This is a genomic window from Rhizobium sp. AN5 (assembly GCF_900215255.1).
Taxonomy (GTDB): domain Bacteria; phylum Pseudomonadota; class Alphaproteobacteria; order Rhizobiales; family Rhizobiaceae; genus Agrobacterium; species Agrobacterium tumefaciens.
This window is the reverse complement of record NZ_OCMJ01000003.1, coordinates 1,557,596-1,570,432: the sequence shown is the minus strand read 5'-3', so window position 1 is coordinate 1,570,432 and position 12,837 is coordinate 1,557,596. Positions and strand designations below refer to the sequence as shown.

Here is a 12,837-nt window from a genome sequence, read left to right as displayed (position 1 = left end):
CTTCCCCATTGTCTGGGGAGAAGGATTAGGCCAAGCGGGGCGGGATGACAACAGTGGATGTGGTGGCGTTGCGGTGGTCTAGGGTGGGTGTGCTTACTACCCTTGGCGGGTGTGGCTCACCCCCCTCTGCCCTGCCGGGCATCTCCCCCACAAGGGGGGAGATCGACACGCGGCGGCCTCTCGGCCGTCTCCAACGTTTTAAGTGAGCGGGCGTTGCCTTCTGGCTGATCTCCCTCCTTGTGGGGGAGATGCCCGGCAGGGCAGAGGGGGGTAACCACGCCCGCCGAGGCTAAACAGCTAACCGCCTACCTCAAACCTTCGCCGCCACCACCGTCGACTCGATATGATCCACCAGCGCATCGGGCAACCCCAACCGCCCGGCAAGCAGATCGAGATAACCGCGCTCAGCCCGCGTATCGGCCTCTATGGCAAGACGCGAGGCGGTGTAGATTTCCACCTTCTGCTCCTCTGTGCGGGCAGCAGCCACCAGCGCGTCGATATCCAGCGGATCGGCCAGTTCCTTTTCGAGGAACCGCTCGGCTTCCGTGTCGAGGCCGGACACCTGCACCTTATCCATGATGTTGGCGCGCTCTTTTTCATCGATATGGCCGTCTGCCTTGGCAGCGGCAATCATCGCCTGGATGAGTTTCAGCGCAAAATCGTTGGAAAGGGCGGGGGATTGCGGATGGAAGGCGGAATCGGCGGGCGGGGCGAGAAGCTCCGGCTCGGGTTTTGGTGCTGCTTCAGGCGCCTGCCCGGATTTGTAATTCTTGTAGGCGAGATAACCGAGACCGGCGATGGCCGCGACGCCGCCGATGGTGGCGACATTGCCGGCGAGCTTGCGGCCGGTCTTGGTGCCCAGAATGGCGGCGGCGAGCGCACCGGCCTTCATCGGATTGTTCTTGGCGATATCGGCGGCCTGCCCGGCTCTGTCACGGACGCTTCCCGAAAGGCCCGGCACCTGTGAGCCGAGGAATTGTTCAAGAAGCTTCTTGGCGTCGAACATCAAAATCTCCTGTGAGGGTAAAGTCTACACGGGAAGATAGGGAGCCATGGCACGAATACAAATGACAAACCCGCTCACGCCTTCGTGAACGGGTTTGAAGAAGCGGCAGATCAGCCGCGCAGTGCTGCGGCTTCGGCGGCGAGCCTGGTGATGCCGGCCCAGTCAGCCGTTGCCACCAGTTCGCGCGGAGCAACCCAGGAGCCGCCGACACAGACAACGTTCGGCAGGGAAAGATAGTCATTGGCATTCTTCAGCGAGACGCTGCCGGTCGGGCAGAACACCGTACCGGCGAGCGGCGAGGACAGTGCCTTGAGGTATGGCGCGCCACCGGCCTGTTCCGCCGGGAAGAACTTCAGCACCTTGTAGCCTTCGTCGCGCAGCGCCATGACTTCACTTGCCGTGGCGGCCCCCGGAAGCAGCGGCACGTTGGAGGCGCGCGCAGCTTCCAGCACGCTTTTGTTGATGCCGGGGCTGACGATGAAGGTGGAACCGGCTTCGGCGGCCGCCTCGAAATCTTTGGCGTTGAGGATGGTGCCGGCGCCGACATGGGCGCCCTCCACTTCCGCCGCAACCGCACGGATGGCATCGAGTGCCGCCGGCGTGCGCATGGTGATCTCGATTGCCTTCAGGCCACCTGCGACCAGCGCGCGCGCGAGCGGCACGGCGGAAGCGGCATCATCCACGATCAGCACCGGCACGACCGGCTGCAGCTTGAGGATGGAGAGCAGTTTTTCGGAGTCCTGGGCCAAGATAAGCCTCCCTTGCGCGATTGAAACGATTGAAATCCGGTTTATCGATTAGCCTGCCCCGGCCTTGATGTCGAGGCATGGCAAGACCATTTTTATCCAGATACTTCAATCTATTCGCTTCTTTATGACGTCTTCATGCGATAATCTGGCGCACCGGTTTACGGAGACAGCATGGCCAAGGAAATCGAGCGGAAGTTTCTGGTTGCAGGCGATGAATGGCGTAATGAAGTGACGCATAGCATGGCTTTCCGGCAGGCATATGTCGCCTCGCTGGAAAATCGTTCGGTCCGGGTCAGGATCGTCAACGGGCTTGACGCGACACTGACCATCAAGATCGGCGCGAGTTCGCTCGTCCGCGATGAATATGAATATTCCATTCCACTGAATGACGCGGAAGAATTGATGGCCAGCGCCCCCGGCGTGGTGATCGAGAAGATGCGCCACACGGTTGATCACGGTGGATTCACCTGGGAAGTCGATGTTTTCGAGGGTAAATACAAGGGGCTGATCGTGGCGGAGGTAGAGATGGACGACGAGAACGCCAACCCCGATCTGCCCTCCTGGCTTGGCAAGGAGGTAACGGGCGACCGTCGCTTCTCCAACCAGTCGCTCGCCATGGACTGTCCCCACGGAGACTTGGCGGATGCCCTTCAGGATTGACCCGAACAAACCTTTCGACGATGAAATCCGCCGCGCGGGACTGGAACTGATCGAAGAGGCGATAACCAGCCTTCGCGACCAGCCTTCCGGGCGCCATGAGGCCGTGCACGATGCCCGCAAGCGGTTCAAGCGGCTGCGCGCGCTCTACCGCCTCATCGCCAGGGCAGCACCCGATTTCAGCAAAGAGGAAAACGCCCGCTTTCGCGATATCGCCCGCTCGCTTGCTTTTGCGCGGGAAGCGACGGCGCTGGTGGAGACGGTGGAGTATCTCGAGACTTTCGCGGCCTCCACGACGCAAGGAAAGGCGCTGCGATCGATCACGACAGTCCTGCGCAAGCGCCGCGACCACGCCATCGAACATGAGGCAGGTCTCGACGACGCCATTGCGGCCGCCATCGCCGGCTGCGAGGAAGCACGCAAGAAGCTGAAGGCAGTGTCGCTGCCGGACGAGCTTAAAGATGTGACAAGGCTGGTGAAGACCGGCTGGGCGAAGCAGAGGAAGAGGGCGCGTAAAGCACTTGCCGACTGCCATGAGCAGGCCGACGTCGAACATTTCCACGAATTGCGCAAGGCGGGCCAGGCCTACTGGATGCATCTCGGCCTTCTGCGCCGCCTCTGGCCATCGGCCATGCGCGCCAAGCGGGCCGACACCAAGCGGCTGGTGGATATCCTCGGACACGAGCACGATCTTTCGGTCCTTGCAGCCTTTGCCGACCGGGAACCGGAGCGTTTCGGCAATGGCGAGCGACTGGCTCTGCTTCTCGATGCCATCATTCAGAGGCAGCAGGCGCTGCGCGGAGATGGCCTTGAGCTGGCAAACGAAGTCTTCTCCGAATCCGCCAGAACCGAAAGCCGCATCGTCGGCCTTTTATGGCGGCAGGCGGCGAAGTAGACCGGAAAGCCCGAAGAGACTGAGAATTTGACGATTTTCAAAATACCGGCAGCGGCGGATAAATATTGATTTGCGGCCGCCGCCGCTGTATTTCAGCGCCCATGACCGACACCACCATTCTCCCCCGCCCGGAATCCGCCCCTCACCCCACTGGCGATTTTCTCGTGGCTGCGCTTTATCATTTCGCCCGCCTGCCGCGGTTTGAAAGCCTGCGCGACGAGCTGTTTCAGCTTTGCCGGGAAAACGGCGTCAAGGGCACGCTGCTTCTGGCGGCGGAAGGTATCAATGGCACCATTGCCGGGCCGGATGCGGGTGTGCGCGCCATACTTGCCTTCCTGCGTGCGCAGCCGGAATTTACGGCACTGGAACACAAGGAAAGCCGGGCATCGAACATGCCCTTCGTGCGCATGAAGGTGAAGCTCAAGAAAGAGATCGTCACCATGGGCGTGCCGGATATCGATCCCAACCGCATCGTCGGCACCTATGTCGATCCGCGCGACTGGAACTCGCTGATCTCCGACCCGGACACCATCGTCATCGACACCCGCAACGACTACGAGACCGCGATCGGTCTCTTCAAGGGCGCGGTGGACCCGAAGACCAAGACCTTCCGCGAGTTTCCCGACTGGGTAAAGAACAATCCCGGCCTGCACAACAAGCCGAAGATCGCCATGTATTGCACCGGCGGCATCCGCTGCGAAAAGGCGACCGCCTTCATGAAGGAACAGGGGTTCGATGAGGTCTTTCACCTCAAGGGCGGCATCCTGAAATATCTGGAAGAGGTGCCGGAAGAAGAGAGCCTGTGGGAAGGCGCCTGCTTCGTGTTCGACGAGCGCGTCTCCGTCGTCCACGGTCTTGCCGAAGGCGATCACAAGCTCTGCCACGCCTGCCGCAACCCGATCACATCAGAGGTGCGCCAATCCCCGTTGTTCGAGGAAGGTGTGTCCTGCCCGAGCTGTTACGACGACCGGACAGAAGAAGACCGCCAGCGGTTCCGCGACCGGCAGCAGCAGATCGAACTGGCAAAGAAGCGCGGCGAGCGCCATCTGGGGCGGTAAAGCCGATCGGCGGCCAGAGGACTGCAAAGTCCTGACGCGATGTAGGAGAGGTCAGCTGTCCGCCGTCATGCGGGGCCTGATACGGCATCCAGCCACGGCACGTCTTCACGGTAAGAAAGCTCTTACGCGATTAACGACTTGATCGCTCCGGGCCCCGGATCGGGTCCGGGGTGACGGAGTATGGATCACCCTTTTGCCCCTGCCCGAAGCGCAAACAGCGGCGCCGCCTGCTCCTCCAGCATGGCGGTAATCTCTTCAGCGGCGACGGGTTTTGAGAACAGGTAGCCCTGCAATTCGTCACAGCCACACAGATGCAGGATAGCCGCCTGTTCTTCTGTCTCCACGCCCTCCGCCGTGACCGGAATATCGAGAGATTTCGCAAGCGCCACGGTTGCCTGCAACATTTCCAGCGACCGCCCACCCTGCTCCAGCGCCATGACCAGCGACCGGTCGATCTTCATGCGGTCGAAACCGAAGCGGCGCAGATATCCGACGCTGGCGAAACCAGCTCCGAAATCGTCAAGCGCTATATGCAGACCAAGCTGTTTCAGCTTGTCGATTGCCGCACTTGCCCGCTCCGGATTCTGGATGAAATAGCCCTCGGTCATTTCCAGCCGCAGCCTTGCGGTTGGCGTCTGCGTGGCAGCGAGAATATCCGCCACGTTGCCGGAAAAGGCCGGATTGCGAAACTGAACGGGTGAAATATTCACCGAGAGCTTGATGGAGGGCCATTGACCCGCCGTCTCGCAGGCCTTGCGCAGCACCAGCAGGCCGAGTCTCTCGATAAGGCCACTGGTTTCGGCAGCGGCGATGAAGATATCCGGCGGCACGAAGCCGTATCCCGGCCTTTGCCAGCGGGCAAGCGCCTCCACCCCGGTTATGCTGCGCGTGGCGGCATTGACGACCGGCTGATAGACCACCGATATCTCGTCATTCAGGATGGCATAACGCAGATCGGCCTCAAGCTGCAGCTTTTCCTCGCGCAGCGCATCCATTTTCAGCTCGTAGGCGACATAACGCCCGCGCCCGTTTTCCTTGGCCTGATACATGGCCATGTCGGCGCGGCGCAGCAGTTCCTCGCCGTTGATATCACCGGCTCTGGAGACGGAAGTGCCGATGCTGCAACCGATGCTCGCCACCCGCTCGCCGATGCTGAACGGCTCGGTGAACAGTTCGAGCAGCGCCTGGCAGAGCTTGCGGCCTTCCGACCACACGTCGTTGCCCTGAATGGCGATGGCGAATTCGTCGCCGCCGAGCCGCGCAAGCACGGCATCTTCCGGCACAAGCACCCTGAGCGCCGCCGCAACGCCCTTGATCAGCCGATCGCCGGCAGCGTGACCGTAGGAATCGTTGATCTCCTTGAAACCATCAAGATCGAGGTAAAGCAGCTTGATATCGGTCTTGTCGTGGCGGGCCTTGCCCACCATGCGGTTCAGCTTGGAAAACAGCCCGGCGCGGTTGCTGAGCCCGCTCAGTCGATCGCGCAGCGCCTCTTCCCTCGCCGCCGCCTCGTCAGCCTTCAGCCGGTCGAGCGTTGCCGAACCGATGATGAGAAGTACGAGAAAGAACGTTCCGGCAATGCCGAGTGCCGTGAAGACGACCGGCCGGGCCTCATGGAAGCTCACGTCCCCCGGCAGCTGCGAGCGCCAGACGAGCCGCGCCAGCACATCGCCAAGCGGATTGACGACATCCACATGGTTGGTCGCCGGTCCGTCGCCATATTGCAGTTGCAGACCATCGATGACGTAGTTGCGGGCCAGCTTGTCCACCGTCGCCTGTTTGAGATGGCGCGCGAAAATCAGATATCGCCGCTCGGACCCAACCGGCGGCAAGACCCCGGATTTGAGCCGCACCAGCGCGACACCCGTAGCCGCGACGCCGTCGCGGGTTTTCACGAAACCGGTGACCTGCGACGCGATGCCGGGACGCATGGAGCGCACCCGTTCGATCATCTCCTTGAGGCCTTCCGCAAAATAGTCATGGGGCTTCCAGGCAACCGGCTTGCCGTTCTGGTAGGCCATGCGAACCTTGCCGTCTTCGTCGAGGACGACGGCGGTATCGAAAAGATCGCTGTTGACCGTCATCTCGCCATAATTGCTCGCCACCCAGTCGAACCTGTCGGGGGCGTAGACATAGTCGGCGGCATCGTCCCAGGCGGCGTAGTCGTTCAGCGTCGCGCCAAGCTGGTCGCGGAAGGTGACAAGGGCGCCCGCCGTCGTCTCGCGCGAGCGGGCATTGTCGAGCGAGTTCGCCCTTTCCCTGACCTGGCTCAGAGCAGACAAGACCAGCGCGGTGACGATGAGAAGCACCAGCGCAAAGGTGGACAATACGACGCCGACGGCGGCTCTACGACCGACCGGCAAATATTCCCCAATGTTTCGCGGCGCAATCCGCATAAAATCCCCTTCGAAAGCATCATCTTGCGAAGGAAACATTCAAAAGCCGTTAAGTTGGATTGTGGCGACGCCACAAAAAACAACGGGTATAAAACGACAGTACGGGTGAAAAAGAGAAAAATTCCCCCCACAATGGTGGGGGATTTTCATGAAAACCGCGGATGCGTCCGCCCCGCAAACAAAAAACCTCCCCCGCGAACGGGAGAGGCCGCAACTTCAATCGTGTCAGGCCGGATTACCAGGACGGAATGACCGTGCCGTTGAACTTCTCCAGAATGAAGGCCTTCACTTCCGGGCTGTGGTAGGATTCCACCAGCGTCTTCACCCACGGCTTGTCCTTGTCCTGCGCACGAACGGCGATGACGTTTGCGTAAGGGGACTTTTCGCTTTCGATGGCGATGGCGTCCTTCTTTGGGTTCAGGCCTGCTGCCGTGGCATAGTTGGTGTTGATGACCGAAGCGTCGGTGTCATCCAGCGAGCGCGGCAACTGGGCAGCGTCAAGTTCGACGATCTGGATGTTCTTCGGGTTTTCGGTGATGTCGGCAGGCGTTACCTTCAGACCGGCTTCTTCCTTGACCTTGAGCACACCCTTGGAAGCGAGAACGAGAAGCGCACGGCCGCCATTGGTCGGGTCGTTCGGAATACCGACCGTCGCGCCGTCCTTCAGCTCGTCAAGGTTCTTCACCTTCTTCGAATAAACGCCCATCGGGGTGGTGATGGTGGTGCCGACGCTGACGAGATCGAACTTGCGGTCAGCGATCTGGTTGTCGAGGTAAGGCTGGTGCTGGAAGGAGTTGGCCTGAAGCTCACCGTCTGCCAGCGCCTGGTTCGGCACGACGTAGTCGGAGAACTCGACGATATCGATGTCCAGTCCCTTGGCTGCGGCGATCTTCTTGACCTGTTCCATGATCTGCGCGTGCTCGGCTGGTGTAACACCAATCTTAATGGTTTCGGCCAGCGCCTGACCGGCGGTAAAGAGAGCGGCGAGCGAAGCCGCGAGGATGATTTTCTTCATGGATGTCTCCTTGGGTTTGTTGTTCTTGAACGGTTTTATCAGTTCTTTCGGGTGCGCTTGTCGAAGCTGCGGGCAAGCCGGTCGCCGGCGCTCTGCACGAGTTGCACGAGTACGATCAGCACCAGCACCACGACCAGCATCACGTCAGGCATGAAGCGCTGGTAGCCGTAGCGAATGCCGAGATCACCCAGCCCGCCGCCACCGACAGCACCGACCATGGCCGAATAACCGATGAGGCTGACGAGCGTGAGGGTAAGCGCCAGCGTGATGCCCGGCTTTGCTTCCGCAAGCAGGACCTTGGTGACGATCTGCAACGGTGTTGCGCCCATGGCGCGGGCCGCTTCGATCAGGCCCTTGTCGACCTCGCGGATCGCCGCTTCCACCAGCCGTGCGATGAAGGGCACGGTGGCAACCGTCAGCGGCACGATGGCCGCACTGGTGCCGATGGAAGTGCCGGCGACCAGCCGCGTGAAGGGAATGATCGCCACCACCAGAATGATGAAGGGCGTGGAGCGCGCCGCATTGACGACAAGGCCGAGGATGCGGTTCGTCATCGGCGCGGGGAAGAGTTCGCCTTTGCCGCTGGTGGCAAGGAAAACACCCATCGGCACGCCGATGATGGAGCCGACGATGCCGGCGACCGCGACCATGTGCAGCGTTTGCAGAAGACCCTTCGACAGAAGGTTGAAAAGCATATCAGGCGACATAACCGAGCACCTCCGTGTGAAGACCGGTCTCAGTATAAAAGCGGCCGGCGCGGGCGGTGATCTCCGCCGTGGCCGGATAGGACACAACCAGCGAGCCGAAGGGTTCGCCGGAAATTTCCTCGATGGTGCCGGCAAGGATGTTCACGTCAGGGCCGATTTCCGCAACAAGACGCGCGGTCAGCGGCTGGAATGCCGTTTCGCCGAAGAACACCAGCCGCACGAGAACGCGATCACCCTCCGCGGCTTCCGGCTTCAACCCTGATGTAACCCAGTGCGGCAGCTTAACCCCGACCGAGGACGACAGCAGGCTGCGGGTAGTCTCATGTTTCGGCGCGGTGAAAATATCGAAGGTGCGCCCCTCCTCCACGATCAGGCCCCTGTCGATGACGGCGACCTGCGAGGCGATGGTCTTCACCACCTCCATCTCGTGAGTGATGAGCAGCACTGTCAGCCCAAGTTCGGCATTGATGCGCTTCAAGAGTTCAAGGATTGACTGGGTCGTCTCCGGATCGAGCGCGGACGTCGCCTCGTCCGACAACAGCAGCTTGGGTTGCGTCGCAAGCGCGCGGGCGATGCCGACACGCTGCTTCTGCCCACCCGACAGTTCCGCCGGATAACGCTTCGCCTTGTCGGAAAGGCCGACGAGTTCGAGCAGCGGCGTTACCCGCGTTTCGATCTCTTTTTTACCGAGACCGGCAATTTCTAGCGGCAGCGCCACATTGTCGAAAGCGGTGCGCGACGACAGGAGATTGAAGTGCTGGAAGATCATGCCGACGGAACGGCGAAGGGTCCTCAGACTCTTCTCATCAAGGGCAGCAACATCGACACCGTCGACGACCACCCGGCCGGACGACGGTTTTTCAAGGCCGTTGGCGAGGCGGATGAGGGTGGATTTGCCGGCACCAGAGCGGCCGATGATGCCGGTGATGGAACCCTTCGGCACGACATAGTCAATGCCGGCAAGGGCTGCGAAGCCCGGCTTGCCATCGCTGCCGCCAAAGGTCTTGGTCACGCCTTCAAACGTGACCATCGCGTCCTTGGCAGTCTGCGGTGCGCGCGCGAGCGATGTCGCGTTGGATGAAAAACTCATTGGGAACTCTGCGAAAACTCTTGACGGATCGGGTCTCAAAAAATCCTGTTGCGGTGCTGAACCGCTCTCTTCATGCAGCCTTCTGGCACATTCGATGACAGCTGATTTTCCGGGTCATTTCGTCAGGCTTTCACTCAGAAATGCCGGGGATCGGCAATTCGATGGCGCATACTTGCCCGCAGGCGCCATCTTTTAACAGGGATGATTTTTCAATTATCTGAAATCAGAGAAAAAATCTACCGCAAAGCCGTCTGTGCGGCCCTGCGGCAGTCAAGACTTCGCGAGTGCGTGAAATCAGACGCGGCTGACGAATTCCTCAAGCGGGCGGCGGACCTTCTTCAGGTTCACCAGCCAGTCGCCTTCCGGCTCGCGGTATCCGAGCGGCAGGATGGTGACGGAGCGCAGGCCCTTTTCACGCAGGCCGAGGATTTCATCCAGCTTGGCCGGATCGAAACCTTCCATCGGTGTGGAATCCACACCCTCGAAAGCAGCCTGCGCCACCGCCATGCCGAAACCGATATAGGCCTGACGGGCTGCGTGTTCGAAATTCACCTGCTCATCACGCTGCGGATAGGAGGAGAGAAGCTTCTGACGATACGCTTCCCAGCCCTCGTTCTTGACGCCGCGCTCTTCGTTGACCAGATCGAACATATGGTTGATCCGCTCTTGCGTGTAGTTATCCCACGCCGCAAACACCAGAAGATGCGAACCTTCGGTGACCTGCGCCTGGTTCCAGGCGATCTCGCGGATCTTTGCGCGCACTTCCGGATCGGTAACGACGATCACTTCGAACGGCTGCAACCCGCTGGAAGTGGGCGCCAGCCGGGCGGCTTCGACGATGCGCTCGACCTTGTCTTCCGCAACAGTCCTGGAAGGATCCATTTTCTTGGTGGCATAACGCCAGTTGAGTTTTTCGATAAGCATGTTCGTTTTCCCTGGGAGGACCAGCCCGCACCGCTCCGGATGAGGCAGCAGCGGGCGCTACGTCTGCGTAGCCTGCCTGACATAGGAGACAGGATGGCAGGCGCAAGCAGGCACCGCCGGGTAACTGGCAAAAAAGTTTGGAAAACTGATAGTAAGGTGGAAGAACTTTATTGGGGAGAGCGATAGTGTACTCATGGTGAGGAATACGGCAGGTAAAGTTCACACACGAGCCAGCCTCTCCACCCTCATTCCTGTGCTTGTCACAGGAATGAGGGTGAAAGCCTCATTCCTTCATCACACCGTGGTTCCCCTTCGGGAAACCCGAGGCCAGCGCGCTGTACCATTTGCCGCTGTTCTTCAACGTACGGACCTGCGTTTCGTAATCCACGTGCACGAGGCCAAAGCGCATGCGGTAACCCTCTGCCCATTCGAAATTGTCCATCAGGCTCCAGGCGAAGTAACCGCGCATGGGGTAACCGTCCTTCACCAGATCGGCAACGATACCAAGATGTTCGGCGTAATAGTCAAGACGGGGCTGGTCGTCCACCTCGCCGTTTTCGACGCCCATATTGTAGCAGGCGCCATTTTCGGTGATGTAGCAATCGGGCAGCTCGTAGCGCTCGTAGAGCGTCTCCACCAGCGAATGCAGCGCTGGCGCATAGACTTCCCAGCCGATATCGGTCTTGACATCGCTGACGGCCGGAGCTGGTTTGGTGGCGGGGAATTCCGCGTCCGGTGTCGCGTCGTCGGCAACGCGCATCGGTGTATAATAATTCAGGCCCCACCAGTCGAGCTTCTGGCTGATGATGGACAGGTCTTCCGCCTCCACCACCGGCATGCGTGAACCGAGCGCTTCCATCATCTCCGCCGGATATTCACCCTTGAAGACCGGATCGAAGAAGGCACCGTTGTGGAACTGGAATGCGCGTTCGGCAGCCTTGAGATCGGCTTCGCTATCGGAAGCGGGAATGACGGAATGGGCGTTCAGCACCAGTCCGACCGGCACCTTGGGCGCCACATGGCGGGACGCCTCGACGCCGAAACCATGGGCAAGGTTGATGTGGTGCATGGCCGCAAGGGCTGCTTCCATGTTGCGCTCGCCCGGCGCATGAATGCCATAGAGATGGCTGAGCCAGACTGCGCACCAGGGTTCATTGAACGTCGCCACCGCATCCAGCCGGTCGCCCAGCCGTGCCATGACGTTCTTGGCGTAACGCTGGAAGGCGTGGGCGGTGGAACGCGAGGCCCAGCCGCCGTCGCCCATCAGTGTCAGCGGCAGGTCCCAATGGTAAAGCGTCGCATAGGTCTTGATGCCGCGCGCCTTGCAGCCATCGACGAGGCGGTCGTAGAAATCCAGCCCCATCTCGTTGATCGGGCCGAAGCCATCGGGAATGATGCGCGGCCAGGCAATGGAGAAACGATAGGCCTCGACACCCATTTCCTTGATGAGATCGAGATCATCCTCCCAGCGATTATAGTGATCGCAGGCAACGTCGCCATTGTGGCGCCCGAAGACATGGCCCGGCATATTGCAGAAGGCATCCCAGATGGATGGCTTGCGGCCGTCAACCTTGGTGGCACCCTCGATCTGGAAGGAGGCGGTCGCCACGCCGAACAGGAAATCGCCGGGGAAACGGGCTGCAAGCGCTTTGTGATCGGTCATCGGATAGGCCCTTTCGTCATCCATCGAGCGTCAAAAGATGGAGAGCGGTTTAGACCAAGTCAGCAATGAGGTACAGCCGCAAGCACGCAAAATCTGCAACGTTTCAGCAGCGGGGTTAAGATATCCAAAGCGCTTTAGGTACACGAAAGTCGCCGCAACGGTTTCCCGGCGACGGGAGAAACGACAGCCCGGCAAATGCGGATGGGAGTTGAGGGTGGTGGAAAGTCTTGCATCTGCCGGGCCGCGTCCCGTTTGACCGGAATGCCGGTCCATCGGTGACAGCTTTTCACGACACCTACCGGATCGGCCCTTCCCGCTGCTGGCAATTGCGGGACGCCTTTCCGGAACGTGGTTTGCCAGAACCACGCTTGTCGATGCCGGCAGCCGGTCCGCGAAAGGCACCGCGCGTATCGCCCTTCCGTTCCGGTTGCAGGGGAATGATGCAGCGAAACAGACGGGTGGGGACATGCGGGGAAAGGTTTTGCGGTAAGTGACTGGAAAGAAAGGAGGGGTGGCGCGGAACTGTTCTCGCCTTTGGCAGCAGACGGCGAGCAGGCCCCGTCATCCGGCTATCGCGACCTTCTTAGTCTCACTTTATGGAATGTTATCTGCAGCATCGGGCCCGGAGACCGCACGGCGTCGTACACCGCAGATACGACGTCATCCTCGGGCGTGTC

Annotated in this window: 11 protein-coding genes; 3 read left to right on the top strand and 8 right to left on the bottom strand. The window is 60.4% G+C overall.

Going from position 1 to position 12,837, the window contains the following annotated elements; translation table 11 throughout:
* Positions 1 to 310: 310 nt before the first annotated feature.
* The gene (locus CRP02_RS10630) at positions 311 to 1,006 is read right to left on the bottom strand and encodes a tellurite resistance TerB family protein (protein ID WP_097171032.1); all 696 of its coding nucleotides are present in this window, start codon (positions 1,004 to 1,006) and stop codon (positions 311 to 313) included.
* A 110-nt stretch (positions 1,007 to 1,116) separates the two neighbouring features.
* Positions 1,117 to 1,755, bottom strand: coding sequence for a 2-dehydro-3-deoxy-phosphogluconate aldolase (locus CRP02_RS10625; protein ID WP_003516242.1), 639 nt, complete (start codon positions 1,753 to 1,755; stop codon positions 1,117 to 1,119).
* A gap of 171 nt (positions 1,756 to 1,926) precedes the next feature.
* Between CRP02_RS10625 and CRP02_RS10620 the strand changes: the two genes are divergently transcribed.
* The 3 genes from CRP02_RS10620 (at position 1,927) to CRP02_RS10610 (ending at position 4,365) form a co-directional block, all read left to right on the top strand.
* A complete protein-coding gene (locus CRP02_RS10620; protein WP_025595043.1) occupies positions 1,927 to 2,415 on the top strand; it encodes a CYTH domain-containing protein in 489 nt (162 codons plus the stop codon).
* Complete coding sequence (locus CRP02_RS10615; RefSeq protein ID WP_097171031.1) at positions 2,399 to 3,307, top strand: CHAD domain-containing protein; 909 nt, start codon at positions 2,399 to 2,401, stop codon at positions 3,305 to 3,307. The genes CRP02_RS10620 and CRP02_RS10615 overlap by 17 nt, the downstream gene beginning before the upstream one ends.
* 101 nt (positions 3,308 to 3,408) lie before the next feature.
* Complete coding sequence (locus tag CRP02_RS10610) at positions 3,409 to 4,365, top strand: rhodanese-related sulfurtransferase (RefSeq protein ID WP_097171030.1); 957 nt, start codon at positions 3,409 to 3,411, stop codon at positions 4,363 to 4,365.
* Between the two features lie 185 nt (positions 4,366 to 4,550).
* Here CRP02_RS10610 and CRP02_RS10605 read toward each other — a convergent pair whose 3' ends face one another.
* From CRP02_RS10605 to CRP02_RS10580, 6 genes are all read right to left on the bottom strand, one after another.
* Positions 4,551 to 6,800 (bottom strand): EAL domain-containing protein, encoded by a 2,250-nt coding sequence (locus tag CRP02_RS10605; protein ID WP_179783985.1) that lies wholly within the window; start codon positions 6,798 to 6,800, stop codon positions 4,551 to 4,553.
* A gap of 196 nt (positions 6,801 to 6,996) precedes the next feature.
* Positions 6,997 to 7,776 carry a MetQ/NlpA family ABC transporter substrate-binding protein gene (locus CRP02_RS10600; RefSeq protein ID WP_097099499.1) on the bottom strand — a complete coding sequence of 260 codons (780 nt, stop codon included), beginning with the start codon at positions 7,774 to 7,776 and terminating at the stop codon, positions 6,997 to 6,999.
* A gap of 38 nt (positions 7,777 to 7,814) precedes the next feature.
* Positions 7,815 to 8,483 (bottom strand): methionine ABC transporter permease, encoded by a 669-nt coding sequence (locus CRP02_RS10595; protein ID WP_003516230.1) that lies wholly within the window; start codon positions 8,481 to 8,483, stop codon positions 7,815 to 7,817.
* Positions 8,473 to 9,573 carry a methionine ABC transporter ATP-binding protein gene (locus tag CRP02_RS10590; protein WP_013762329.1) on the bottom strand — a complete coding sequence of 367 codons (1,101 nt, stop codon included), beginning with the start codon at positions 9,571 to 9,573 and terminating at the stop codon, positions 8,473 to 8,475. The genes CRP02_RS10595 and CRP02_RS10590 overlap by 11 nt, the downstream gene beginning before the upstream one ends.
* Before the next feature lie 294 nt (positions 9,574 to 9,867).
* Positions 9,868 to 10,497, bottom strand: a complete 630-nt coding sequence (locus CRP02_RS10585; RefSeq protein ID WP_097171029.1) for an NAD(P)H-dependent oxidoreductase — start codon at positions 10,495 to 10,497, stop codon at positions 9,868 to 9,870.
* Positions 10,498 to 10,780: 283 nt separating this feature from the next.
* Positions 10,781 to 12,160 (bottom strand): GH1 family beta-glucosidase, encoded by a 1,380-nt coding sequence (locus CRP02_RS10580; RefSeq protein ID WP_097171324.1) that lies wholly within the window; start codon positions 12,158 to 12,160, stop codon positions 10,781 to 10,783.
* Positions 12,161 to 12,837: the final 677 nt, after the last annotated feature.

Excerpts from the sequence above, each read along its gene's own strand:
- CRP02_RS10620 (WP_025595043.1), top strand. The coding sequence starts at position 1,927 with ATGGCCAAGGAAATCGAGCGGAAGTTTCTGGTTGCAGGCGATGAATGG.
- CRP02_RS10585 (WP_097171029.1), bottom strand. The coding sequence starts at position 10,497 with ATGCTTATCGAAAAACTCAACTGGCGTTATGCCACCAAGAAAATGGAT.
- CRP02_RS10600 (WP_097099499.1), bottom strand. The coding sequence starts at position 7,776 with ATGAAGAAAATCATCCTCGCGGCTTCGCTCGCCGCTCTCTTTACCGCC.
- CRP02_RS10605 (WP_179783985.1), bottom strand. The coding sequence starts at position 6,800 with ATGTTTCCTTCGCAAGATGATGCTTTCGAAGGGGATTTTATGCGGATT.
- CRP02_RS10615 (WP_097171031.1), top strand. The coding sequence starts at position 2,399 with ATGCCCTTCAGGATTGACCCGAACAAACCTTTCGACGATGAAATCCGC.
- CRP02_RS10590 (WP_013762329.1), bottom strand. The coding sequence starts at position 9,573 with ATGAGTTTTTCATCCAACGCGACATCGCTCGCGCGCGCACCGCAGACT.
- CRP02_RS10630 (WP_097171032.1), bottom strand. The coding sequence starts at position 1,006 with ATGTTCGACGCCAAGAAGCTTCTTGAACAATTCCTCGGCTCACAGGTG.
- CRP02_RS10595 (WP_003516230.1), bottom strand. The coding sequence starts at position 8,483 with ATGTCGCCTGATATGCTTTTCAACCTTCTGTCGAAGGGTCTTCTGCAA.
- CRP02_RS10580 (WP_097171324.1), bottom strand. The coding sequence starts at position 12,160 with ATGACCGATCACAAAGCGCTTGCAGCCCGTTTCCCCGGCGATTTCCTG.
- CRP02_RS10610 (WP_097171030.1), top strand. The coding sequence starts at position 3,409 with ATGACCGACACCACCATTCTCCCCCGCCCGGAATCCGCCCCTCACCCC.